Origin of the sequence: Butyrivibrio sp. LC3010 (assembly GCF_000424385.1) — a bacterium.
Taxonomy (GTDB): domain Bacteria; phylum Bacillota; class Clostridia; order Lachnospirales; family Lachnospiraceae; genus Butyrivibrio.
In genome coordinates, this window is record NZ_AUJU01000015.1 from 81,357 (window position 1) to 105,790 (window position 24,434).

General features: G+C 41.2%; 22 protein-coding genes, 1 tRNA gene and 1 riboswitch. Of the genes, 22 read left to right on the forward strand and 1 reads right to left on the reverse strand.

The features are described 5' to 3' along the window. Positions 1-237: 237 nt before the first annotated feature. Positions 238-309: transfer RNA gene (locus G622_RS0111145), tRNA-Glu, on the reverse strand. Between the two features lie 380 nt (positions 310-689). On the opposite strand from G622_RS0111145, the gene xylB reads away from it, so the two are divergent. The 22 genes from xylB to G622_RS0111255 all read left to right on the forward strand — a co-directional run bounded on the left by xylB (position 690) and on the right by G622_RS0111255 (position 24,405). After that, positions 690-2,159 (forward strand): xylulokinase, encoded by a 1,470-nt coding sequence (gene xylB / locus G622_RS0111150; protein ID WP_026510792.1) that lies wholly within the window; start codon positions 690-692, stop codon positions 2,157-2,159. A 223-nt stretch (positions 2,160-2,382) separates the two neighbouring features. Further along, positions 2,383-2,475: riboswitch (THF riboswitch) on the forward strand. Positions 2,476-2,541: 66 nt separating this feature from the next. After that, positions 2,542-3,117 (forward strand): folate family ECF transporter S component, encoded by a 576-nt coding sequence (locus G622_RS0111155; protein WP_044913699.1) that lies wholly within the window; start codon positions 2,542-2,544, stop codon positions 3,115-3,117. Between the two features lie 140 nt (positions 3,118-3,257). After that, on the forward strand, positions 3,258-3,722 hold the full coding sequence (gene rimP, locus G622_RS0111160) for a ribosome maturation factor RimP (RefSeq protein ID WP_026510794.1): 465 nt from the start codon (positions 3,258-3,260) through the stop codon (positions 3,720-3,722). Between the two features lie 100 nt (positions 3,723-3,822). Beyond that, the gene (gene nusA, locus G622_RS0111165) at positions 3,823-5,085 is read left to right on the forward strand and encodes a transcription termination factor NusA (RefSeq protein WP_026510795.1); all 1,263 of its coding nucleotides are present in this window, start codon (positions 3,823-3,825) and stop codon (positions 5,083-5,085) included. Between the two features lie 94 nt (positions 5,086-5,179). Continuing rightward, positions 5,180-5,446 (forward strand): RNase P modulator RnpM, encoded by a 267-nt coding sequence (rnpM, locus tag G622_RS0111170; RefSeq protein ID WP_026510796.1) that lies wholly within the window; start codon positions 5,180-5,182, stop codon positions 5,444-5,446. Further along, positions 5,439-5,780, forward strand: coding sequence for a L7Ae/L30e/S12e/Gadd45 family ribosomal protein (locus tag G622_RS0111175; protein WP_026510797.1), 342 nt, complete (start codon positions 5,439-5,441; stop codon positions 5,778-5,780). The genes rnpM and G622_RS0111175 overlap by 8 nt, the downstream gene beginning before the upstream one ends. Next, positions 5,767-8,712 carry a translation initiation factor IF-2 gene (gene infB, locus G622_RS0111180; protein WP_081675277.1) on the forward strand — a complete coding sequence of 982 codons (2,946 nt, stop codon included), beginning with the start codon at positions 5,767-5,769 and terminating at the stop codon, positions 8,710-8,712. The genes G622_RS0111175 and infB overlap by 14 nt, the downstream gene beginning before the upstream one ends. Before the next feature lie 47 nt (positions 8,713-8,759). After that, positions 8,760-9,170 (forward strand): 30S ribosome-binding factor RbfA, encoded by a 411-nt coding sequence (gene rbfA, locus G622_RS0111185; protein WP_026510799.1) that lies wholly within the window; start codon positions 8,760-8,762, stop codon positions 9,168-9,170. An 11-nt stretch (positions 9,171-9,181) separates the two neighbouring features. Next, the gene (locus G622_RS0111190) at positions 9,182-10,141 is read left to right on the forward strand and encodes a DHH family phosphoesterase (RefSeq protein ID WP_026510800.1); all 960 of its coding nucleotides are present in this window, start codon (positions 9,182-9,184) and stop codon (positions 10,139-10,141) included. Continuing rightward, entirely contained in the window at positions 10,138-11,091 is a 954-nt protein-coding gene (truB, locus tag G622_RS0111195; protein ID WP_044913702.1) for a tRNA pseudouridine(55) synthase TruB, read from the forward strand. Before G622_RS0111190 ends, truB begins: the two co-directional genes overlap by 4 nt. A gap of 35 nt (positions 11,092-11,126) precedes the next feature. Next, complete coding sequence (locus G622_RS0111200; RefSeq protein ID WP_026510802.1) at positions 11,127-12,047, forward strand: bifunctional riboflavin kinase/FAD synthetase; 921 nt, start codon at positions 11,127-11,129, stop codon at positions 12,045-12,047. A 143-nt stretch (positions 12,048-12,190) separates the two neighbouring features. After that, positions 12,191-12,457, forward strand: a complete 267-nt coding sequence (gene rpsO / locus G622_RS0111205) for a 30S ribosomal protein S15 (protein WP_026510803.1) — start codon at positions 12,191-12,193, stop codon at positions 12,455-12,457. Positions 12,458-12,696: 239 nt separating this feature from the next. Next, positions 12,697-14,784, forward strand: coding sequence for a polyribonucleotide nucleotidyltransferase (locus G622_RS0111210; RefSeq protein WP_026510804.1), 2,088 nt, complete (start codon positions 12,697-12,699; stop codon positions 14,782-14,784). A 123-nt stretch (positions 14,785-14,907) separates the two neighbouring features. Further along, positions 14,908-16,062: a phosphopentomutase gene (locus G622_RS0111215; RefSeq protein WP_026510805.1), complete on the forward strand. Its 1,155-nt coding sequence runs from the start codon at positions 14,908-14,910 to the stop codon at positions 16,060-16,062. Positions 16,063-16,191: 129 nt separating this feature from the next. After that, the gene (locus tag G622_RS0111220) at positions 16,192-17,793 is read left to right on the forward strand and encodes a peptide chain release factor 3 (RefSeq protein ID WP_026510806.1); all 1,602 of its coding nucleotides are present in this window, start codon (positions 16,192-16,194) and stop codon (positions 17,791-17,793) included. A gap of 17 nt (positions 17,794-17,810) precedes the next feature. After that, the gene (locus G622_RS24625) at positions 17,811-19,772 is read left to right on the forward strand and encodes a transglutaminase domain-containing protein (RefSeq protein ID WP_049945808.1); all 1,962 of its coding nucleotides are present in this window, start codon (positions 17,811-17,813) and stop codon (positions 19,770-19,772) included. Between the two features lie 96 nt (positions 19,773-19,868). Further along, positions 19,869-21,059 (forward strand): mechanosensitive ion channel, encoded by a 1,191-nt coding sequence (locus G622_RS0111230; RefSeq protein WP_026510807.1) that lies wholly within the window; start codon positions 19,869-19,871, stop codon positions 21,057-21,059. A gap of 192 nt (positions 21,060-21,251) precedes the next feature. Continuing rightward, the gene (locus tag G622_RS0111235) at positions 21,252-21,626 is read left to right on the forward strand and encodes an Asp23/Gls24 family envelope stress response protein (RefSeq protein WP_026510808.1); all 375 of its coding nucleotides are present in this window, start codon (positions 21,252-21,254) and stop codon (positions 21,624-21,626) included. An 18-nt stretch (positions 21,627-21,644) separates the two neighbouring features. Beyond that, positions 21,645-22,043, forward strand: a complete 399-nt coding sequence (nusB, locus tag G622_RS0111240; RefSeq protein WP_026510809.1) for a transcription antitermination factor NusB — start codon at positions 21,645-21,647, stop codon at positions 22,041-22,043. Next, positions 22,036-23,247 (forward strand): exodeoxyribonuclease VII large subunit, encoded by a 1,212-nt coding sequence (gene xseA, locus G622_RS0111245; protein WP_026510810.1) that lies wholly within the window; start codon positions 22,036-22,038, stop codon positions 23,245-23,247. The genes nusB and xseA overlap by 8 nt, the downstream gene beginning before the upstream one ends. Beyond that, positions 23,240-23,485 carry an exodeoxyribonuclease VII small subunit gene (xseB, locus tag G622_RS0111250; protein ID WP_026510811.1) on the forward strand — a complete coding sequence of 82 codons (246 nt, stop codon included), beginning with the start codon at positions 23,240-23,242 and terminating at the stop codon, positions 23,483-23,485. Before xseA ends, xseB begins: the two co-directional genes overlap by 8 nt. Beyond that, complete coding sequence (locus G622_RS0111255; protein ID WP_026510812.1) at positions 23,485-24,405, forward strand: polyprenyl synthetase family protein; 921 nt, start codon at positions 23,485-23,487, stop codon at positions 24,403-24,405. The genes xseB and G622_RS0111255 overlap by 1 nt, the downstream gene beginning before the upstream one ends. Positions 24,406-24,434 lie beyond the last annotated feature (29 nt).

A 24,434-nucleotide genomic window follows, 5' to 3' on the forward strand; every position in this document is an offset into this window, starting at 1 on the left:
GCTGAACATAAGCGCCAGCAGATAATGAATGCCATCCCTTTTTGATAGAAGAGATGGCATTTTTTCTTTAAACATGATTTATCTATCGCGAGAATCCCTCTTAAAATAAACATCTTTGAAACCCTTCAGTTTAACTCCGGTTTAACTGGGAGAATTTGAAGATTTTCAGAGAAAATAAAAAACTCCGAAACGCGCTTAGCGTCTGGAGTTTTAGGGTTGGGCTGTTTACACAGTCAGTAGCTCGTAGCGGAATCGAACCGCTGATTCTGCCGTGAGAGGGCAGCGTCTTAGCCGCTTGACCAACGAGCCATGTTTTATTTTTTTATGTCTTTCGTTCGGCGACTTGATTATAGTATTACAAGTCCAAGACTTTTGCAAGTACTTTTTTGAAAAAAATTAAAAAAAATTTTGCTTCTATTTTCAAAAGTGCCAAAAAGTGCCATTTTAAGCGGCTTTGCACATTATAATTTTTTTTGAAAATACATTAAAAATTTTTGAGTTTCTTAGTTTTGTGCCTTAAGGTGCTTTTTAATCAGGCAATAATTAGTGACATTTTAGCAAAATGTGTGATGCAGATAGTGAATAAAACAATTATAATTATTTTGTGTAATTGTGAGCGGGTGCAGATGCATTGAACGAACTTTACATTATAGTGATATAAATTGATAAATAATATTGGGAGGTTATATATGCTTTATATAGGTGTGGATTTAGGAACATCATCCGTTAAGCTTGTTCTTATGGATGAGTCAGGTAAGATTCATGGGACAACATCAAGGGAGTATTCCTTATATTTCCCTCAGCCCGGTTGGTCTGAGCAGAAGCCCGAGGATTGGTATAAGGAAGCAATTGAAGGCCTTAAGGAATTATTGAAGGACGTAGATAAGTCACAGGTTGCAGGAATCAGCTTTGGTGGTCAGATGCACGGACTTGTAATCCTTGATGAGAATGATGATGTTATTCGTCCTGCAATCCTTTGGAATGACGGAAGAACTCAGAAGCAGGTTGATTATCTCAACAATGAGATCGGTAAAGAGACACTTTCAAAATACACAGCAAATATTGCTTTTGCAGGATTCACAGCACCCAAGATTCTTTGGGTTAAGGAGAATGAGCCTGAGAACTTTAAGAAAATCAAGAAGATAATGCTTCCTAAGGATTATCTTGCATACAAGCTTTCAGGAACCTTCTGCACAGATTACTCAGATGCATCAGGCATGCTTCTTCTTGATGTTAAGAATCGCAAGTGGTCAGATGAGATGTGCAAGATCTGTGATATCACAACAGATATGCTTCCTAAGCTCTTCGAGAGCTATGATAAGGTTGGCACACTTGTACCTTCAGTTGCAGCTGAGCTTGGACTTAGTGAAAATGTGGTTATCGCTGCAGGTGCAGGAGATAACGCTGCAGCAGCAGTAGGTACAGGTACCGTAGGCAATAACAGATGTAACATTTCTCTTGGAACCAGCGGAACAATTTTCATGTCTTCAGACAGCTTTGCTGTAGACAGCAATAATGCGCTTCATTCCTTCGATCATGCAGATGGATATTATCACCTTATGGGATGCATGCTCAGCGCAGCTAGCTGCAATAAGTGGTGGATGGATGGAATTCTGAATACCAAGGATTATGCCGCTGAGCAGAGCCAAATTGAAAAGCTCGGTGAGAATCACGTATTCTTCCTTCCTTACCTTATGGGTGAGAGATCTCCCTGGAATAACCCAAATGCCCGTGCAACATTTACAGGAATTACCATGGATACTACAAGAGCGGATATGTCACAAGCTGTTCTTGAAGGTGTTGCCTTCGCTACAAGAGATATGTATGAAGTAGCTAAGAGCATCGGTGTTAAGCCTGAGAGAACCATGATCTGCGGTGGTGGTGCTAAGAGCCCTCTTTGGAGAAAAATGATTGCGAACATTCTGAATATCGAAGTAGATGTTCCTGTATGTGAAGAGGGTCCCGGAATGGGCGGCGCTATGCTTGCAATGGTAGCTTGCGGAGCATATAAGACAGTTGAGGATGCAGCAGCTGCAATCGTTAAGGTTGATAAGACAGAGAAACCCGATCCTGAACTTGTTGAAAAGTACGAGGCAAGATATCAGCAGTTTAAGAACATTTATCCTGCACTTGCAGATACTTTCGATAAGATTATCTAAAAGAATATTAGATTTTTACTCAAAAAAGTAAAAATGGATTTATTACACCGCAGAATGGATAGTGCAATCCGTTTTGCGGTGTTTTTACTCTGATAGAATTTATATCCGTTGGATTTTTGATACTAAAAAATTCCGGGAACTGAAAAACTATTTATAGTTCCTTTACAACAGTACTTGACGGGGAACATTTTGTTGCTATAATGAATTGGTAACAAATAAATTTAGCAGAGTAGAATTCGATGCGTTAAGTGCCAACCGGACAGGGACTGCCGGAGGACGAAGGGTAACCGCGGTATCGGATTCGGTTCCCACTGTTGCATATCGATTGTGTTGGTCTTTACACCTCCTTGTGCATAATGTGGAATGCGAAGGAGGTTTTTTTATGCAAGAAAATGTAACAGCAAATAATGCCGGAGAGATCAGTGTAAACAGATGGCTAAGGTCACTACAGGAGTTTAAGAACTTAAGGAACATAGTATTCTGTGGGATGATGGCAGCAATAGCTATAATACTTGGTTTTGTAGCAACGATCAGAATAGGACAGTTTATCAGAATCGGTTTTTCAGGACTTCCCAATCAGGTTGTTGACTATCTGTTTGGCCCCGCTGTCGGAGCAATTTTTGGTGCTGCGCTTGATATTATTAAATGGTTTTTACAGCCAACCGGTGATTTCTTCCCAGGATTTACAATAAGTGCTGCCCTTGGCGGAGTTATATATGGATTTGCTTTCTATAAAAAGAATATTTCCATAATACGAGTATTTACAGCCCAGCTTATAGTAAAAATATTTGTGAATATCGGTCTCAATTCATTATGGCTAAAAATACTTTACGATCAGGCAATTCTGGCGCTTTTGCCCGGAAGAATCCTTTCAAATGCGATTATGCTTCCTATAGATACTTTCATTACATTCGTGATGATCAAAGCTGTAGAAAGAACCATAAAGCCCCTGTTCTAAACATTTAATAATAATTTTAGAAAGATAAAAATGCAGGTGCTTGACGAAATTGGGCGCTGGTGCTATAGTACAGAAGTAACTTAATAATAATCAGACTAGAAGTGGACTTTCGCGAGTCCACTTTATTTATGGAAAAAATTATGTCCAGAAGAGAAGAAATTGAGAACAAAACAGAAGCACTGTTAAAACCTATTGCTGAGCAGAATGAGGTTCGCATCTATGATGTTGAATTTGTTAAGGAAGCCGGTGAGTGGTATCTTAGAGCCTACATTGACAGGGACGGAGGAGTAGATATCAATAAGTGTGTTGATGTGAGCCATGCTCTTTCAGATGCACTTGATGAACACGATTTCATTGAGGAAGCATACACTCTTGAAGTCAGCAGCCCCGGACTTGGCAGACAGCTCAAAAAGGACAGGCATTTTGAAAACAGCCTGGGAATGGATGTTGATGTCAAACTCTATAAGGCAATTGATGGAACCAAGGAGTTTACCGGTAAGCTGAAGTCTTTTGATTCAGAGAATATCACAATCGAGACAGCCGGTGAGGACAAGACATTTATCAGAAAAGAAGTTTCAAGCGTAAAGCTTACATTGGATTTCTAAGTTCAATGTATTAATGAATTCTTGTGGACAATACTACTACCCACGAGAAACCATAAAACAGAAAATTGTAAAATTTTCATAATTCAAGGAGAAAAATACCATGAGTAAAGAATTGATGGACGCACTCGATTTGCTTGAGAAGGAGAAAAATATCAGCAGAGATTCACTGTTTGATGCTATCGAGAATTCTCTCATAACTGCATGCAAAAATAACTTTGGCAGAGCTGAGAATATCCGCGTTGAGGTTGACAGAGACACCTGTGATTTCAGATGCTTTGCAGATAAAGAAGTTGTAGAACTTGAAGATGACGTAATGGATCCCCTTCTTGAGATTTGTCTTGACGATGCGCACAAGATCAATCCCACAGCACAGATTGGTGATATAGTTGCAGTCTCACTTAATTCAAAGGAATTCGGTCGTATTGCGACACAGAATGCTAAAAACGTTATCCTTCAGAAAATCCGTGAAGAGGAGAAGGATGCAATATACAGTGAGTACTATGATCATGAGCATGACATCGTAACCGGTGTGGTTCAGAGATTTATCGGTAAAAATATCAGCATCAACCTTGGTAAGGCAGATGCTATGCTCAATGAGAACGAGCAGGTTAAGACAGAGCATTATCGCCCTACTGAGAGAATAAAGGTTTATATCCTTGAAGTAAGAAATGGCAACAAGGGACCGAGAATCCTTGTTTCACGTACACATCCTGATCTTGTTAAGAGACTTTTCGAGCAGGAAGTTGCTGAGATTCAGGACGGAACAGTTGAAATTAAGAGCATTGCGCGCGAAGCAGGTAATCGTACGAAGATTGCGGTTTATTCCAATAATCCTAATGTAGATGCTGTAGGAGCATGTGTCGGCGTTAACGGAAGCAGAGTTAATCTGATCGTAGATGAGCTTAACGGCGAGAAGATAGATATCGTTAACTGGGATGAGAACCCCGGTAACCTTATTCAGAATGCACTTTCTCCTGCTAAGATCGTTGCAGTATTTGCTGATCCTGATGAAAAGAGTGCAAAGGTTGTAGTTCCTGATTATCAGCTTTCACTTGCCATTGGTAAGGAAGGTCAGAATGCTAGACTTGCTGCACGTCTTACAGGCTACAAGATAGATATCAAGAGTGAGACACAGGCTAAGGATGCTCCCGGATTCCGAATCGAGGATTACATGGATGATGAGGAAGATGAAGAGTACGAGAATGACGCATACGAGAGCGATGAGCTTGATGATGAAGAGTATGCTGATGAGTTCGATTCTGAAGCTGATCCAGAGGAGTCATATGAAGTAGAGGATGATTCTGAGGAAGAAACAGAAGATGAGGAGCTGACCGAAGAAGCAGAAGACTCTGAAGAAGAGTAAATACAGGCCTGCTGCAACTTATATTATAGAGGCTGAAAATTATCATCTCTGAATCGACAAATGAGATGAGTTACAAATTGCAGGATGAGGGTTTATGGAAAAAAAGAAACCTATGCGAAGATGCGTCGGATGCGGAGAGAGCAGAGAGAAATCCATGCTTATCCGTGTGATTCGTGATACTGAAGGAGAGATTCATTTAGACTCCACAGGCAGAGCGAATGGCAGAGGCGCCTATGTGTGCAGAGATATTAAATGCCTTGAAAAGGCTATAAAGAAAAAGGGACTTGAAAGGTCACTTAAGGTCAGCGTTCCGGAGGATACTTTGGAGCAGCTTAAAAAGGAGCTTGATGTAAATGGATGATAACAAGATTTACTCATTGCTCGGTTTATGTCAAAAGGCAGGGAAGCTGGTAAGCGGTGAGTTTGCGGTTGAGAATGCCATAAAGAGCGGAAAGGCCTGTATGGTTTTTGTAAGTGTTGATGCTTCGCAAAATACAGGTAAGAAATTCCGGGATAAATGTGAGTATTATAATGTGCCGTTTTTCATGTTTGGGGATAAAGAAAAGTTAGGACATGCAATCGGCAAGGAAGTTCGAACGAGTATTGCGATCACGGACGATGGATTTGCAAAAAGCTTTCAGAAGAACTTACGTGGAGATGAACAGTACGGAGGAAATGCGAATGTCGAAAATTAAAATATCCGAACTCGCTTCGGAACTTGGTGTTGAGAATAAGGAGCTTGTGGCATTCTTGCAGGAGCAGGGTGTTGAAGCTGCTAAGAGATCAACAAGTTCCATCGAAGACGATGATGCGGAGAAGGTAAGAAAACACTTCGGAAGCGGAAAGGCAGATACAAAAACAGTGAAGAATACAGGGGCTTCTACAAAAGAAGAAATCTCAAAAGACGAAAAAGGAAAGTCAGTTGCAATGTCCGATGATAAAAAAGGTGAAAAGAAACCAATGAAAAAGAAACCTGAAGGTGAAGGTGCCGTTAAAAAGAAGAAAAACATAATCTTTGTTACAAACCCTAACAACTCTAAGAGTGGTAATTTCCAGGGTGGAAATAAAGATAATAACCGTGGCGGTCAGAATAAGAATCAAAATCAGAACCGTGATAATAATAACAGAGGTGGACAAAAGCAGGGTACTTTTGCACGTTCACAGAATGTTTACCATCCCATAAAGCCTTTGACAGCTCCTTCACAGCTTGAATCCTATAACACAGAGATTCCGAAATACCAGGAGCCTTCTCAGAAACGCAAGCCGGAGCCTGCTGCTAAAGCAGAGCCCGTTAAGAAAACTGAGACACCTGCAAACGTTAATACAGGTGCGCCTGCTGCTAAGCCTGAGGTTCAGCATAAGGAAGAGCGTCCTGCAGAAAAGCACGATCGCGTAAATGAAAATCGCAGCGAGAACAGAAACGATAATCGCAACGAGAACAGAAACGATAATCGTAATGAGAATCGCGGCGATAACAGAAGAAATGATAACAGAGAACAGGGCGGACAGCTAAGAAAAGGTTCTCAGAATGACAGAGCAAGAGCAGGTCAGGGAAATGTTCGCCAGGGAATGGGCGGATCAAAGCCAGGACAGGGTGCTCAGGGCAGACCTAATATGGATCGTCCTTCAGGAAAAGGCAAAGATTTTTCAAGAGGAAAAGACAAGCCGGGATTTGATGCTGCACCTATAAATGAGGGTAAGAGCGAAGGAAAGAGACGCTCAGGTCAGGACAAGGATAAGAAGTCCAAGAAGGATCATATTTACGAAGAGAATGAAGAGATGATGCCCAGAAGTAAGAGGGTAGGCCGCTTCATTAAGCCTGAGGTCAAGAAGGTCGAGGAACCCGAGGAGCAGATCAAGGTTATAACAATTCCTGACAAGCTCACTATCAAAGAGCTTGCAGATAAGATGAAGCTTCAGCCTTCAGCTATTATCAAAAAGCTGTTTATGGCTGGACAGATTGTTACAGTGAACTCAGAACTTTCATATGAGGAAGCTGAGAACATCGCAATCGAATACGACATCATATGTGAGAAGGAAGTTCAGGTTGATGTAATCGAGGAACTTCTTAAGGAGGAAGAGGAAGATGAGAGCCTTCTTACTCCCAGACCTCCGGTTGTCTGCGTAATGGGACACGTCGATCATGGTAAGACATCACTTCTTGATGCAATTCGTGACACCAGCGTGACAGACAAGGAAGCAGGCGGTATTACCCAGAGAATCGGTGCATATCAGATCAAGGTTAATGACAGAAAGATCACATTCCTTGATACACCCGGACATGAAGCATTCACAGCAATGCGTATGCGTGGTGCTAACTCAACTGATATCGCTGTACTGGTAGTAGCAGCTGATGACGGTGTTATGCCTCAGACAATAGAAGCTATCAACCATGCTAAGGCAGCAGGTGTTGAGATTATTGTTGCTGTAAACAAAATTGATAAACCCAGTGCAAATGTAGACAGAGTTAAGCAGGAGATGACAGAGTATGGCCTTATCGCTACAGATTGGGGCGGAACAACCGAATTCGTTCCTGTTTCTGCTAAGACCGGAGAGGGTATGGATGTACTTCTTGATACAATCCTTATTACAGCAGATATTCTTGAGCTCAAGGCAAATGCCAATCGTGAAGCAAGAGGTCTCGTACTTGAGGCTAAGCTTGATAAGGGCCGTGGCCCTGTTGCCAACGTACTTGTTCAGAAGGGTACACTTCATGTAGGTGACTTTATATCAGCAGGCGCTTGCTCAGGTAAAGTACGTGCGATGATAGATGATAAGGGTAAGAGACTTAAAGAAGCACGTCCTTCACAGCCTGTAGAGATCCTGGGACTTTCAGATGTTCCTGGAGCAGGTGAGGTATTCCTTGGTCACCAGAGTGATAAGGAAGCTAAGCAGTATGCTAATACATACCTTCAGCAGCAGAAGAAAGACCTCATTGAGGAGACTAAGGCAAAGATGTCTCTTGATGAACTTTACTCCAAGATTGAAGAAGGAAAGCTTAAAGAACTTGATCTTATTATCAAAGCGGATGTTCAGGGTAGCGTAGAAGCACTTAAGTCCAGCCTTCTTAAGCTTTCTAACGATGAGGTTGTTGTTAAGGTCATCCATGGTGGTGTTGGTGCCATCACTGAGTCTGACGTATCTCTTGCAGCAGCTTCAAATGCGATCATCATCGGATTTGATGTTCGTCCTGATGCGGTAGCAAAGAGCACAGCTGAGCATGAAGGTGTAGAGATTAAGCTTTATAAGGTTATTTACCAGGCAATTGAGGATGTTGAATATGCCATGAAGGGTATGCTTGCTCCTGTATATGAGGAGAAGGTAATCGGACATGCTGAGATCCGTCAGCTGTTCAAGGCATCCAAGGTAGGTAATATTGCAGGTGCGATCGTTACTGATGGTATGATCCAAAAGGATTGCAAGGTTCGTATCAGCAGAGATGATGAGCAGATCTTCGAAGGCGATCTCGCATCACTTAAGCGCTTCAAGGATGATGTTAAGGAAGTTAAGGATGGCTATGAGTGTGGTCTTGTATTTGAAGGATTCGATTCAATCCAGGTAGGTGATACAGTAGAAGCTTACATTATGGTTGAGATTCCTCGTGAGAAGCTTGACAACAAGAAATAATCATGGCGTGATTAACTGCCTGTAAGTCAGTTAAGGAGCATAAATATATGAGAAAAAACAGTATTAAAAATATCCGTATTAACGGTGAAGTACAAAAAGTTATATCAGAAGCAATAAGATTCAGTAAGGATCCCAGGATCAGCCCCATGACATCCGTTATGGATGTTGAGGTGGCTCCTGACCTTAAGACCTGTAAAGTGTGGGTATCTGTTATGGGTAATGATGAAGACAGATTACGCACACAGGAGGGACTTAAGTCAGCTGCAGGATATATACGAAGCACAGTAGCCAAAGAGCTGAACATGCGCAACACACCTGAGCTCAGATTTATCATGGATGATTCCATTGAATATGCTATCAATATGTCCAAGAAGATTGATGAGGTAGCAGCAAAGGATGCAGCAGCGAAGGCAGCCAGAGGCGAAACAGACGAAGATACAGACACTTTAGATAATTAGCAGGAGTATAAATGAGAATAGATGAACTTGTAAAAGATGCAAAAACGGTTGGAATCAGTGGACATGTCCGTCCTGATGGCGATTGTATAGGATCTAATATTGCATTGTATCTCTATTTAAAAAAGAATTACCCTCAGATAAGGGTAGACGTATTTCTTGAAAAGATACCTCAGAGTTATAGAATTGTTCAGGAAATAGATGCGGTAAATTCAGAATTTAAGACAGATGTAGACAGTTATGACGTGTTCTTTTCACTTGATTGTGGAAAAGAGAGACTTGGTGATGCAGAGAAATTCTTTGATGCAGCTAAAAAGAAAGTAAACATAGACCATCATGTGAGCAATGAAGGAACAGGAGATGAAAATTATATTGTTCCTAAAGCAAGCTCTGCATCTGAGCTTGTTTACAATTGCCTTGACCAAGAGAAAATCGATGCTGATATAGCAAAGATGCTATATATGGGAATGGTGACTGATACAGGTGTATTTAAGTATTCCAATACATCACCTGAGACTATGAGAATAGCAGCTGACCTTATCAGCTATGGTTTTGATTTTGGAGAGCTTATAGACCACGTTTTCTATGAAAAGACTTATGTTCAGAACCAGATATTGGGAAGAGCACTTCTTGAGAGTATGATTTTCATGGATGGTGAATGCATAGTAAGCGTAGTATCAAGGCAGACAATGGATTTCTATATGGCAGAATCCAGTGACCTTGAAGGAATTGTAAGTCAGCTGCTTCTTACATCAGGTACGGAATGTGCAATTTTTATGTATGAGATCGGAAGCCTGGAATACAAGGTGAGCCTTAGATCAAAAGGTAAGGTGGACGTAGCAAAGATAGCAGAGATATTCGGTGGTGGCGGCCATGCCAGAGCTGCCGGATGCACCATGAACGGTACGCAGCATGATATAATCAATAGCCTTTCAGGATATATTGAAAGGTCATTAAAGGGAGTATTTTCTTGAATTATAACGGACTGATCAATGTTTACAAGGAGGCAGGCTATACATCAAGTGATGTGGTAGCACGTCTCCGTGGTATTTTAAAAATGAAAAAGATCGGACACACAGGGACTCTGGATCCGGATGCGGTCGGAGTCCTTGTTGTTTGTCTGGGAAACGGAACCAAGCTGTGCGATATGCTCACAGATCATGACAAGGAGTATATTGCGGTATGCAGACTCGGAGTTACTACAGATACTCAGGACATGTCCGGAAGAATACTGTCAGAGAATGAAGTGAATGTAAGCAGTAAACAACTTCATGATGCGGTGAAAAAGTTTGTGGGCGAATATGATCAGATTCCTCCTATGTATTCTGCCATTAAGATCGGCGGAAAAAAGCTCTATGAGCTTGCAAGACAGGGGAAGGAAGTAGAGCGAAAGCCCAGAAGGATAAGAATTGAAGCTATAACGATTCTTGATGAATCTCATCTTGAGGATGAGCATATCTTCACTATGGAAGTTAAGTGCTCAAAGGGGACTTATATCAGAACTCTATGTAATGATATAGGTGAAGCTCTTGGCTGCGGTGCTTCAATGGAGCATCTCACAAGAACAGCAGTTGGAAGCTTCCATCTCGAAACTGCCCATACCCTCGATCAGATTGAACAACTCAGAGATGAGGGCAGGGTTGAAGAGATTGTGGCATCAACAGAGAGCCTTTTCAGAGATCTTGATTATTGCATCATCAAGGATGATTTTAGGAAAATGCTTGAAAATGGAAACAGTTTCAAGGTAGAAAATATAAAGAATGAAGCTCCGGAAGATGAACAGGACTTCGTTGAGCCTGAAAAACTCTATTCTGATGGAACCAGAGTAAGAGCATACTCAGAGGACGGAACGTTTTTTGGTATTTATAAATGCGATGAGAGAACAGGGCAGTTCAGAGTGGAGAAGTTTTTCTATACACCCTGAGACGGGATTGGTTCTGGGTGCAGAACGGAGGAAAAATGCGGATTATATCCGGAGAGAAACAATTTAATATAGAGGATAAGACCGCAATTGCAATAGGTAAATTTGATGGCGTGCATCTTGGCCATCAAAAGCTGCTTAAGCATATCCTTGATAAAAAAGAGCAGGGTATGAAGGCAACTATTTTCACCTTTGACCCGCCTCCAGCGGTTTTATTTACACAAAAGATGCAGCCGCAGCTTCTCACAAAGGATGAAAAGCGGCGTAAATTTGAAGAAATGGGCGTTGATATACTTGTTGAGTTTCCTATGGATATGGAGACGGCTCATACAGCACCAGAGGATTTTGTAAGGAAAATCCTTCATGATCAGATGAATGCTGCATATATTGCAGCAGGGGATGATCTTTCCTATGGATATAAAGGCAAAGGTGATTTTGCTTTGCTTAACAGGTTGTCACAGGAACTTTCATACAGAACCCATGCAATCAAGAAATTGCAGATGTTTGGAAGAAATGTAAGCTCCAGTTTCATCAAGGAAGAAATAAAAGAGGCTGAAATGGAAAGAGCCGCGGAACTTCTTGGCGAATACTATTATGTCGGAGGTTTTGTGGAGCACGGGAAAAGACTTGGAAGAACCCTGGGATTCCCTACGGTTAATCTTCTCCCGCCTGATGAAAAGTGCCTTCCACCTTATGGCGTTTACTTTTCGGAAGTCAGGATTGATAACAAATCATATCACGGAATGACAAACATAGGCCTAAGACCTACGGTATCGAATAATGGTCAGGTAAGCGTTGAAACTTTTATCTATGATTTCAATGAAGATATTTATGGTAAATATCTTGAGATAGCTCTTATGACTTTCCACAGAAAAGAGCAGAAGTTCACGGATGTGGATAAGCTTCAAAAACAGCTTGAGCTTGATCTGGATGCCGGAAGAAACTTTTTTGCTTTTTGAGCAGACTTTACAAGCTCTGCAGTCTATGTTAAAATCAATAGGCTTCTCATGTTAGAAGCACACATAGTTATTACCGATACTCGGATGATGGTACTCCAGCCGCTTCCTGGTATACGGCACATTGAAATAAAGGAGAATGAAACATGATTACAAAGGAAAAGAAAACAGAAGTCATCAATCAATACGCTAGAAAAGCTGGCGACACAGGTTCACCGGAGGTTCAGGTAGCTATTCTTACTACTCGTATCAAGGAGCTCAACGAGCATCTCAACACACATCCGAAGGATCACCACTCAAGAAGAGGACTTCTTAAGATGGTAGGTAGAAGACGTGCTCTTCTTTCATACCTCAAGAAGAAGGACCTTGAGAAGTATCGTAAGCTTATCGCTGATCTTGGACTCAGAAAGTAATTTCCGATGGGAGAATAGGGCGGGGATGCCGATTAGAAATAGTCGGCTTATTCCGCCTTGTTTTTATTTCATAGGAAAATTTTTTCTGTGAAATAAATCTGTTCTGTAATGGATGCACCGGTGTGCCCTGGAATTATCCATGGCATCATGTACCGGTGCGCAAGGAATCATAGAATGATTCTTTGTTCTATCATGGATATAAAGAATGCGCCCGAGGATGGCGCGAGAAGGAGACGAATATGAAAACATTTTCAACAGAACTTGCCGGACGTACACTTACGGTTGAGGTTGGCAAGGTAGGAAAACAAGCTAACGGCTGTGCATTTATGAAGTATGGAGATACTACTGTTCTCTGTACAGCAACAGCTTCTGACAAGCCAAGGGATGGAATAGATTTCTTCCCGTTAAGCGTAGAGTATAGTGAAAAATTCTATTCTATTGGTAAATTCCCAGGAGGATTTAATAAGCGTGAAGGCAAGCCTTCTGAGAATGCAATTCTCACAAGCCGTGTTATTGACAGACCTATGCGTCCTCTTTTTCCTAAGGATTACCGTAATGACGTAACAATCGAGACCATGGTAATGTCTGTAGATACTCAGTGCCGCCCTGAGCTTCTTGCTATGATTGGCGCATCTGTTTCAGTATCAATTTCTGATATACCTTTTGATGGTCCCTGTGCCATGACTCAGATTGGAATGATTGATGGCGAGTTTGTTGTTAACCCTTCACAGGAGCAGTGGGATAAGGGCGATATGCGCCTTACTGTTGCTTCAGTTGGACAGAAGGTTATCATGATCGAGGCAGGATGTAATGAGATTCCTGAAGAGAAGATGAAGGAAGCTATCTATCTTGCTCATGATGTTAACCTGAAACTGATTGAGTTTATTAAGGGGATTGTTGCTGAGGTTGGTAAGCCGAAGCACTCATATGACAGTTGTGCTGTTCCTCAGGAACTCTTTGATGCTATTAAGGAAGTTGTTCCTCAGGAAGAGATGGAAAATGCTGTATTTACAGATGAGAAGCAGAAGAGAGAAGCTAACATTGCAGAGATCACAGAGCGTCTGACAGAGAAATTTGCAGACAACGAAGAGTGGCTTGCAATTCTTGGCGAAGCTATTTATCAGTATGAGAAGAAGACAGTACGTAAGATGATCCTTAAGGATCATAAGCGTCCTGATGGAAGAGCAATTGACGAAATCCGTCCTCTTTCAGCTGAGATTGATCTCATTCCTCGTGTTCACGGAAGTGCTATGTTCACTCGTGGACAGACACAGATTTGTGATGTAACCACACTTGCTCCTCTTTCAGAGATGCAGAAGGTTGAAGGTCTTGATCCTTACGTTACAGGTAAGAGATACATTCATCAGTACAACTTCCCTGCATATTCTGTAGGTGAGACAAAGGTTTCAAGAGGACCCGGACGTCGTGAAATCGGGCACGGTGCTCTTGCTGAGAGAGCTCTTATGCCTGTTCTTCCTTCAGAGGAGGAATTCCCTTATGCAATTCGTTGCGTATCCGAGACATTTGAGAGTAACGGTTCAACATCAATGGCTTCTACCTGCGCTTCATGTATGTCACTTATGGCAGCAGGTGTTCCGATTAAAAAGATGGTTGCAGGTATCAGCTGCGGCCTTGTAACAGGCGATACAGATGATGATTTCGTAGTACTTACAGATATCCAGGGTCTTGAGGATTTCTTCGGAGACATGGACTTCAAGGTAACAGGTACTAAGGAAGGTATCACAGCAATTCAGATGGATATTAAGATTCATGGTCTTACAAAGCCCATCGTAGAGCAGGCAATTTCTCAGTGTCGTGCTGCTCGTCTCTTCATTATGGATGAGTGCATGAGCAAAGCTATCGCTGAGCCTCGTAAGGAAGTTAGCAAGTATGCTCCCAAGATCATTTCTATCGAAATCGATCCTGATAAGATTGGTGATGTAGTTGGTCAGAGAGGTAAGACTATCAACGAGATCATCGACCGTACAGGTGTTAAGATCGATATCACAGATGATGGTAAAGTAAGCATCTGCGGTGAAGACCTTGAGAAGATGCAGAAAGCTATCGATATGATCAACATCATCACAACAGATTTTGAGAAGGGCCAGATCTTCACAGGAACTGTTGTAAGCATCAAGGAATTCGGTGCTTTTGTAGAATTTGCTCCCGGAAAAGAGGGAATGGTTCACATTTCTAAGATTGCTAATGAGCGTATCGATCATGTTGAGGATGTTCTTACTCTTGGTGATGAAGTTAAGGTTGTTTGCCTTGGCAAGGATCGCATGGGACGTATCTCATTCTCAATGAAGGATGTAGCTCAGAAATAATACTGTGAACAGCGACAGATTACCTGAAATGGTAATATGGTCTTTAAAATGATAAAATAAGGGGGATACGAGGCTTCTCGTATCCCTTGTTTTTCTATAATATCTGACTAAAAGGAGGCTAATATGGGAAGAATATTTCTTATTGTTCTGGACAGCTTTGGCGTAGGTGAAGAGCCTGACGCAGCTGAATATGGTGATTTTGATGTAAATACCATAAGATCATGTGCTACAAGTAAGTATTTTGATATGCCTAATATGGGAGCAATGGGACTTTTCAATATAGATGGTGTTGATTGCAGACCTGCAGTAGAGAATCCTACAGCTGCTTATGCAAGATGCCAGGAGGCAAGTAAGGATAAGGATACAACTACAGGACACTGGGAGATTGCAGGTGTGATATCACCTAAGCCTATGCCGAAATTTCCGGATGGATTTCCCCAGGAATTTCTTGATGAATTCAGTAAGCGCGTTGGAAGAGGCGTGATCTGCAACAAGCCTTACTCAGGAACACAGGTCATAAATGATTATGGTGATGAGCATGTTAAAACAGGTGATCTTATTGTCTACACATCAGCAGACAGTGTATTCCAGATTGCTGCTCATGAGGAAGTAGTACCTCTTGAGACCCTTTATGAGTATTGCCATATAGCAAGAGAGATGCTCACCGGAGATCTAGGAGTTGGCCGTGTAATTGCAAGACCGTTTGTCGGAACAAGTGGTAATTATACAAGAACACCCCACAGACATGACTATTCACTTGAACCGCCCAAGACTACAATGCTTGATCAGCTTAAGGCAGCAGGCAAGGATGTTCTTGGAGTTGGTAAGATACGTGATATATTTGAAGGCAAAGGTCTTACAGAATTTGTATTCTCAGAGAGCAATGCTGATGGAATCGAAAAGACGCTGGCTTATATGGACAGAGATTTTGATGGACTCTGCTTTGTAAATCTTGTTGATTTTGATATGCTCTATGGCCACAGAAGAGACATCGATGGCTATGCAAAGGCTCTTAATTATTTTGACAGCAAGCTTCCTGAGATAGTGGCAAAGCTCCATGATGATGATATTATCATGATGACTGCAGATCACGGATGTGATCCTGCATATCAGAAGACCACAGACCATACAAGAGAGTACATTCCTTTTATTATGTATGGTAAAAATGTAACTCCTAAGAATCATGGTACAAGAAGTACATTTGCTGATATCGGTGCAACAGTACTTGATTATTTTGGTATCAAGCCTGAATTCGAAGGAACATCAATGCTTCATTAAGATAAAATTCTACATTTTATTGACTTTGAACGCACTCTTTCATAAAATAGGAAGAGTGCGTTTTTGCAGAGCACAATTTTAAACCGGTAATATACAAAAAAGGTTTTCATATATTTAGAAAGGTCAAAAATGAGTAACAACCATACTACAGAAGAGATTAATAAGAGACGGACTTTTGCGATTATATCACACCCTGATGCAGGTAAGACCACACTTACAGAGAAATTCCTTCTCTATGGTGGAGCAATAAATCTTGCAGGTTCAGTCAAGGGTAAGGCGACAGCCAGACATGCGGTTTCTGACTGGATGGAAATTGAGAAACAGCGTGGTATTTCAGTCACATCTTCTGTTCTTCAGTTCAACTTTGAAGACTGCTGCATTAATATTCTTGACACTCCCGGACACCAGGATTTCTCAGAGGATACCTATAGAACACTTATGGCGGCAGATTCAGCAGTCATGGTAATAGACGCAAGTAAGGGTGTTGAGCCGCAGACAAAGAAGCTTTTCAAGGTCTGCACCATGAGACATATTCCGATTTTTACTTTCATTAATAAGCTCGACAGAGATGCAATGGATACCTATGAGCTTCTTGATGATATCGAGGACCATCTCGGAATTGCCACATGCCCTATGAATCTTCCTATTGGTTCCGGTAAAAACTTTAAGGGAATCTATGACAGAAGAGAGAAGCATGTAGTTACTTTCCAGGATACAATGAAGGGAACTAAGGAAGGTACTGAGACTATCATTCCCATGGATGACAGAGATCAGCTTGTAAGCACAATAGGCGAGGAAGCTCTTGAGAATCTTGAGGGCGAAATTGAGCTTATGGATGGAGCCGGTGCAGAGTTTAATCTTGATGAAGTAAGGGCAGGTAAGCTTACTCCAGTATTCTTCGGATCAGCTCTTCAGAACTTTGGTGTTGAATTGTTCCTTCATAACTTCCTTCAGATGGCTACTCCTCCGAGCGGAAGAACAGATGCAGAAGGTGCTGTAATTGATCCCAAGGACCACGAATTTACAGCATTTGTCTTTAAGATTCAGGCTAATATGAATAAGGCACACAGAGACAGAGTTGCCTTCATGAGAATCTGTTCAGGAAGATATGACGCTGATAAGGAAGTTAAGCACGTTCAGTCCGGAAAAGTTTTCAGACTTTCACAGCCTCAGCAGCTTATGGCTGATGAACGTAAGATATTAAGCGAAGCTTACGCAGGTGATATAATGGGTGTGTTTGATCCCGGTATCTTCTCAATCGGGGATACTGTATGCATGCCTAAGGATACAGTTAAGTACGAAGGAATACCTACCTTTGCGCCTGAGCATTTTGCAAGGGTTCGCCAGGTTGACACCATGAAGCGTAAGCAGTTTGTCAAAGGTATTGAGCAGATTGCACAGGAAGGTGCGATACAGATTTTCCAGGAATTTAATATGGGAATGGAGGAAATCATCGTAGGAGTTGTCGGTGTCCTCCAGTTTGACGTTTTAAAATTCAGACTTGAGAATGAATATAATGTCGAAATCATTCTGGATATGTTACCATATGAGTATATACGTTGGGTAGACAATGATGATGTAGACATGAATTCACTTGTAGGAACTTCAGACATGAAGAAGATAAAGGATATGAACGGAAGACCGCTTCTTATCTTCATCAATGAATGGAGCCCTCAGATGGTACTGGACAGAAACAAAGGACTGTCACTTAGTGAATTTAAGAAAAACTAGAGAGTAGAACTTAGAGTATGAAAAAAGGCGGATGTTTTGAAAACTTAATAGGGAAAGCATCTGTCTTTTTTGCATTTTTATGCATCGGGACACTGATGACAGGCTGCCAGAAAGTTACTGATTCCATAAGCAGTTATTTACAGGAAAACAGTTTTCAGAAAACAGAACTGACAGAAGAGGATGCATCAGGCGAAGACAGTGCTTTGGTGGAAGGCTTCGATTTTGAAGGATTCTCAGATACTGTAAAAGAGACAGATGCCAGAATTAAAGGGATTTCAGATTCTGAAAGTGAGAATGGCAGCAACATTTCTGAAAGTGAGAATGGCAGCAACCTTTCTGAAAGTGAGGATGAAAGTAACCTTTCCGGAAGTGATGAAGCAGATGGCATCGATGTAAAAAATGAAAATAACGCTGATCATGATACAGCAGAATCAAGTATCGGTAGCCGAGATAGCGCAGACTATGATGATGCCGGGGCAGATGCTGATGGCATAGATAGTCTGACTTTTGGTGCAGATAAAAATAGTGCAGATAAAAAAGATACTACTGATAAAAGCACAGCAGCCGCAAAAGATACTCAAGAAAAAAACAATGGAAGGGAAAAAGGCACTACAGAAAGAAATAATTCCGGAAGAAAAGCGACGGACAGTAGTGATACCGAAAATACAGAAACTGGTAGTAGTGACATCAGAAATAAAGAGGCTGGAAGCAGGGATGACTCTGATATAAATGAGCAGGATGCATCAGGCTCATCATCCACCTTTGATCCGGTTAAGGTTAATAAGGCAATTGATGATCTTATATCAAAGATTGAAAAAGAGACAGGCAGAGCCGGCAGAAGAAGGACTGTAGAAGAAACTGAAGAGACGGAAGAACAGGAGGGCAGGCAGTACTTTAGCGATACCTACCAGGAAGCGCAGAGAGCATCTCTTGGACTCTCGGTTGTAGATATTGAAGACCTTAAGAAAAGCCAGGCGGGGAATTACGCTTTCGAACATCTTACGGACGAAGGGAAGACCGTATATGTTGAGCTTTTGCAGATAATCAGACATAAGGCATCTGATGTAGTGGTGTCTACTCTTGATGAGGATGTACTGGATGTTGTGTGCCAGTTTGTTCAGGCAGATCACCCGGAATTGTTTTATATTGACGGATATACCTATACCCGCTACACCATTGGCGGAGTTCTTAAAAGAATCTCTTTTTCCGGAAAATATTTATATGATGCTGATGAAATTGCAGAGCGTCAGGCAAAGATAGATGCTTATGTTGATGAATGCCTTTCAGGGATACCCAGAGATGCTGATACTTTTGCCAAGGTAAAATATGTGTATGACTACCTTATCACCAATACAGAATATGATGCAGATGCTCCGGATAATCAGAATATTTGTTCTGTATTTATCTATGGCAGATCGGTATGTCAGGGATATGCTGAGGCTACGCAGTATCTTCTAAATAAACTTGGGATTCCTGCTACTGTTGTTACAGGTAAAGTAAATGGTGTTGGACACACCTGGAACCTTGTAAGAGTTGATGGTGAGTACACTTATGTAGATACTACCTGGGGTGATTCTTCATACCAGATGAGCGAAGCTGCTGAAGGTGATAGTCAGAAACTTCCGTTTATCAATTATACTTATCTGTGCTGCACCACTCAGGATATTGAAAAGACACATGTAATTGCAGAGACACTTCCTGTGCCTGAATGTACATCAATGAAAAATAACTACTATGTCAGGGAAGGGGAGTACTTTACTGAGTGTGATATGGATGCCCTTGCAGCTCTGTTCAGAAAAAGATATGCGGACGGAAGCAATAATGTAACTATAAAGTGTAGTACCAAGGCTATTTATGATGAGTTTAATGATGTCCTTTTTGATGGTAAAAAAGTATTCAGTCTGATGGAAGGCACAAATACTACAGTTTCTTATTCACGCTTTGAAAAGCAATACATACTTGTAATTTGGCTATATTGAGGAATTACAAGTGTTCAAACAAACGATATTACGTTGAAACATATCATTACCAATGATAAAATATTTTTAGTTTCTAAATTATAAGGAGGTAATGGTATGTTAAATTTTACTAACTTCATGACCGGTATATTTGGGGGATTGGGAAAGGTAATAGTTGCGCTTTTTATCCTTCTCATCGCGTATATCGTGGCATCAATTGCAAAGTCACTTATTATCAAGCTGATGACACATACAAAGCTTGGATTTATTGTTTCAAGGGCTGACGGACCAAGACCCGGAGTGACAATAACCTACATAAGCAAGCTTGTATATGTCATCGTCTTTATGCTTTTTATTCCGTCAATCTTTGGAACTCTCGGAATAGACAGTATTTCTTCTCCGATAATGGGACTGCTTAATACAATTTGGGGCTATGTTCCGAATGTATTAGCAGCAGTTATCGTGATTTTTGTCGGCAATCTCATAGCAAGCGCAGTTCGGACACTTTCAGAACCTGTATTTGCAAGACTTAAAGTCGATGAGCTTCAGGCAAAGGCAGGCATTGAGGTCAGAGACAACGCAAGACTTTCCTATACACTTGCCTACATCGTATATGTCCTGATAATGATTCCTGTATTCATCGTGGCTCTCAATGCTCTTAAGATTGAAGCCATAACTGAACCAGCTGTAAATATGCTTACAATCGTGATCAACTATATTCCTAGAATAATAGTTGCATGCCTGGTTGTTTTTGTGGGTTATCTCATTGGAAGATTTGCTGGTCAGATAGTGACACAGCTTTTGGCTTCAACAGGTGTTGATAAAAAGCTTACAGATGTAACAGATGGAAAGACTGAGAAATTTGTTCTTTCAAAAGTTACCGGAAATGTCGTGCAGGTAGTTATAAATATCATATTTATAGTTCAGGGCTTCTCAGTTGTAGAACTTAATCTTCTCACAAACATTGGATCAGCTGTAATAGGATACATGCCTAAAGCACTTGCAGCCATAATTATTCTGACGCTTGCATATTTTGCAGCTATTCTTGCAGAAAAAGCTTTGAAGAAAAACGGCATGGACGGATATGCGATTCTTTCAAAAGCAGTAATTTTTGTTATTGGAATATTCATGGTTCTCAATCAGCTGGGAATAGCTACAATTATTGTGAACTCAGCATTTATAATTCTTGTGGCAGCACTTGCAATTGCATTTGCAGTATCCTTTGGTATCGGAGGAAGGTCATTTGCTGCAAGACAACTCGATAAGCTTGATAAGTACATAGAAGATAACAGCAGAAAAAAGGACTGATGCTGCAATAGTCAGATTTTAGAAGATAGGCTACCGAAATTTGTTTTATAGTAAGCTTCAATTATTTTTGTGGATTACAGTAGCTGCTTAACCTGCTATGCATACCAACGGAGGGCAGACATAAAAAGTTGCCCTCCGCTTTTCTATCTTGTATAATTATAAGGATTTCAGTATGAAAGGAATGTGATTGCTATGGAAAAGGAAGTACAGAATAATACACTTATAAAAGCAAAGGGTATTGGATCTGTTAAGATTGCAGACGATGTAGTTGCTAAGATAGCTGCACTTGCAGCCCTTGAGATCGATGGCGTTAGTGCAATGGCCGGTAATTATACAAGTGAGACTATCGAGAAGGTAGGGCCAATGAACCTTCAGAAGAGCTCTAAGATCTTTTTAAATAATGGCAAAGTTCGTGTAGACTTGTCCATACTCATGGATTATAGCTACAATATCCCTGCTACAAGTAAGAAAGTCCAGGATAAAGTTAAGAGCTCTATAGAGAGTATGACAGGACTTGAGGTAACTGATGTTAATGTCCGCATAGCCGGAATTACTATGCCGGAATAAGAGGATTGTAGAGGAATTATGAAAAGATCAGAATTAAGAGAACAGGTTTTCCAGTTACTTTTCCGTGTTGAGTTCAACACACCTGAGGAGATGAGGGAGCAGGAGGATCTGTTCATAGAGACAAATGATAAAGAGATGAGCGATGCCGATGTCACTTTTGTAAAAGAGCGCTATGAGAGAATTGCTGCGAAGCTTCCTGAGATTGATAAACAGTTAAATGAAGTAACTACCGGCTGGGATACCGGCAGAATCGGTAAAGTTGAACTTGCTATTTTAAGGCTTGCCGTATACGAGATTAAATTTGACGAGTCAATTCCTACCGGAGTTGCAATAAATGAGGCGGTTGAGCTGTCTAAGAAGTTTGGTCAGGATGGCGCTTCTTCCTTTGTGAATGGAGTACTGGCTAAGTTTGCGTAATGTATATACAGTTGAACAGATAAATAATTACATAAAAAATATGTTCAGGCAGGACTTTCTTCTTTCTTCACTCACTGTTAAGGGAGAGATAAGTAACTGCAAATATCATTCCTCCGGTCACATCTACTTTACGCTTAAGGATGCGTCCGGAGCGATTTCATGTGTGATGTTTAGAGGCAGCAGACCCGATGGACTTAAGTTCCAGATGAAAGAGGGGCAGCAGGTAAATGTCACGGGAACGATAGATGTTTATGAACGCGACGGTAAGTACCAGCTCTATGCTAAGAAAATTGAGTTAGATGGAGAGGGTGCTTTATTTGAGCGTTTTGCAACATTAAAAAAAGAACTGGCTGAAAGGGGAATGTTTGCCCCTGAGTATAAGCAGCCAATACCAAAATATATAAAGACTCTTGGAGTTGTCACAGCTCCTACAGGTGCTGCCGTAAGGGATATTATAAACATATCGCGAAGAAGAAATCCCTATGTACAGATTTATCTCTATCCTGCAATTGTGCAGGGGGATCAGGCTAAGGAGAGCATTGTAAAGGGTATAGAAACCCTTACCGAAATGGGAGTTGACGTCATCATAGTGGGGCGAGGCGGAGGTTCCATCGAGGATTTATGGGCTTTTAATGAAGAGATGGTGGCAGAGGCTATATTTAACTGTCCTATACCTATTATCTCTGCAGTAGGTCATGAGACTGACTGGACAATTGCTGACTTTGTTTCTGACCTCAGAGCCCCGACGCCATCAGCTGCGGCTGAGCTGGCAGTTTACGAATATGAGCTGCTATCTCACGATATCGATGCTTACAGGGATATTCTGTTTAGACGCATGAACGATAGAATTGGCAGATTGCGTGACAGAGCTGAAAATGACAAGAGATTTTTGGAGCATTTATCTCCGGAAGCCAGAATCCGAGATCAGAGGATGCGTGCTGCTCAGATGGAGGAAAAATTATCAAGGATCATCACAGATATGATACGTGATAAAAAACATCTTCTTGCAGTGAATGTAGAGAGGCTTAAAGCGCTCAGTCCCCTGGATAAGCTTCAGTCAGGCTTTTCATATGTATCTGATAGTGAAGGTAAAAACATCAGATCGATTGAGGGAGTTAAGGCTGGGGATGAGCTTTTGATAAATGTAATAGACGGAACTATAAAGACTGAAGTTATCAGTGCGAAGGAAACAACCTATGGCTAAGAAAACTGAAAATATAGATGCTGAAGAAAATAAAAATGAATTATCAGTCGAGGAAGCTTTTGACAAGATTGATGCTACGATAAAAGAGCTTGAAAAAAACGATGTATCTCTTGAAGAATCATTTAAGCTTTTTAAGGAAGGTATGGATCTTTTGAAATACTGCAATGATTCAATTGATAAGGTTGAGAAAAAGGTTCAGAAGGTCATGGCAGATGGTCAGACGGAGGATTTTGATTGATGTCGGATTTTGATAATTTACTTGATAAAAAGGCACAAGAGGCAGAGGAGATTATAAAAAGCTTTCTTCCTGCCGTGGAAGGCTATCAAAAAAAGGTAATCGAGGCCATGAATTACAGCGTAATGGCTGGTGGTAAGAGAATAAGACCCGTTCTCATGATGGAAATGTTCAGGATTTTTGGAGGAACATCTGAGAATACGGTCAAGCCGTTCATGGCAGCGATTGAAATGATTCATACTTATTCTCTGGTTCATGACGATCTTCCGGCGATGGACAATGACGAATACAGAAGAGGCAGAAAAACAACCCACGTGGTATATGGTCCGGGAATGGCCACATTGGCCGGTGACGGACTGTTGAACTATGCATTTGAGACTGCCATCAGATCATTTTTATCAAATGAAAGCCTTACTGAATTTGATGGTGTCATAAAAGACAGAAAAGCCATGGCACTGAAGATTCTTGCCGAAAAGGCAGGAATATACGGAATGGTAGGTGGACAGTGCGCTGATATTGAGGCTGAAGGAAAACAGTCTTCAACTGAAGATGAGCTGATTTTTATACATGAGAATAAGACAGCTGCAATGCTGGAGAGCAGTATGATGATAGGGGCTCTTCTCGCCGGAGCTGACAGTGCAGATATTCAGAATATTGAACAGGCTGCAAGAAAAATAGGCGTGGCGTTCCAGATTCAGGATGATGTGCTTGATGTCATAGGAGATGAGGCACAGCTTGGAAAGCCTATTGGTTCTGATGAGAAGAATGAGAAGACTACCTATGTTACACTTCATGGAATAGAGGATTCCAAGAATGAAGTTCAAAAGCTTTCAAATGAAGCAATAAGCATTCTTGCAGAATTTGATGGAGCGCAGGACTTCCTTATTCCTCTTGTGAAATGGATGATTTCAAGGAATAAGTAATATTTTTGAAGAAGATAATTCATTTTGGC

What these genes read in the sequence shown, in the direction of transcription:
- xylB (WP_026510792.1), top strand. Translation starts at nt 690, where the DNA reads ATGCTTTATATAGGTGTGGATTTAGGAACATCATCCGTTAAGCTTGTT.
- G622_RS0111155 (WP_044913699.1), top strand. Translation starts at nt 2,542, where the DNA reads ATGCAAGAAAATGTAACAGCAAATAATGCCGGAGAGATCAGTGTAAAC.
- rimP (WP_026510794.1), top strand. Translation starts at nt 3,258, where the DNA reads ATGTCCAGAAGAGAAGAAATTGAGAACAAAACAGAAGCACTGTTAAAA.
- nusA (WP_026510795.1), top strand. Translation starts at nt 3,823, where the DNA reads ATGAGTAAAGAATTGATGGACGCACTCGATTTGCTTGAGAAGGAGAAA.
- rnpM (WP_026510796.1), top strand. Translation starts at nt 5,180, where the DNA reads ATGGAAAAAAAGAAACCTATGCGAAGATGCGTCGGATGCGGAGAGAGC.
- G622_RS0111175 (WP_026510797.1), top strand. Translation starts at nt 5,439, where the DNA reads ATGGATGATAACAAGATTTACTCATTGCTCGGTTTATGTCAAAAGGCA.
- infB (WP_081675277.1), top strand. Translation starts at nt 5,767, where the DNA reads ATGTCGAAAATTAAAATATCCGAACTCGCTTCGGAACTTGGTGTTGAG.
- rbfA (WP_026510799.1), top strand. Translation starts at nt 8,760, where the DNA reads ATGAGAAAAAACAGTATTAAAAATATCCGTATTAACGGTGAAGTACAA.
- G622_RS0111190 (WP_026510800.1), top strand. Translation starts at nt 9,182, where the DNA reads ATGAGAATAGATGAACTTGTAAAAGATGCAAAAACGGTTGGAATCAGT.
- G622_RS0111200 (WP_026510802.1), top strand. Translation starts at nt 11,127, where the DNA reads ATGCGGATTATATCCGGAGAGAAACAATTTAATATAGAGGATAAGACC.
- rpsO (WP_026510803.1), top strand. Translation starts at nt 12,191, where the DNA reads ATGATTACAAAGGAAAAGAAAACAGAAGTCATCAATCAATACGCTAGA.
- G622_RS0111210 (WP_026510804.1), top strand. Translation starts at nt 12,697, where the DNA reads ATGAAAACATTTTCAACAGAACTTGCCGGACGTACACTTACGGTTGAG.
- G622_RS0111215 (WP_026510805.1), top strand. Translation starts at nt 14,908, where the DNA reads ATGGGAAGAATATTTCTTATTGTTCTGGACAGCTTTGGCGTAGGTGAA.
- G622_RS0111220 (WP_026510806.1), top strand. Translation starts at nt 16,192, where the DNA reads ATGAGTAACAACCATACTACAGAAGAGATTAATAAGAGACGGACTTTT.
- G622_RS24625 (WP_049945808.1), top strand. Translation starts at nt 17,811, where the DNA reads ATGAAAAAAGGCGGATGTTTTGAAAACTTAATAGGGAAAGCATCTGTC.
- G622_RS0111230 (WP_026510807.1), top strand. Translation starts at nt 19,869, where the DNA reads ATGTTAAATTTTACTAACTTCATGACCGGTATATTTGGGGGATTGGGA.
- G622_RS0111235 (WP_026510808.1), top strand. Translation starts at nt 21,252, where the DNA reads ATGGAAAAGGAAGTACAGAATAATACACTTATAAAAGCAAAGGGTATT.
- nusB (WP_026510809.1), top strand. Translation starts at nt 21,645, where the DNA reads ATGAAAAGATCAGAATTAAGAGAACAGGTTTTCCAGTTACTTTTCCGT.
- xseB (WP_026510811.1), top strand. Translation starts at nt 23,240, where the DNA reads ATGGCTAAGAAAACTGAAAATATAGATGCTGAAGAAAATAAAAATGAA.
- G622_RS0111255 (WP_026510812.1), top strand. Translation starts at nt 23,485, where the DNA reads ATGTCGGATTTTGATAATTTACTTGATAAAAAGGCACAAGAGGCAGAG.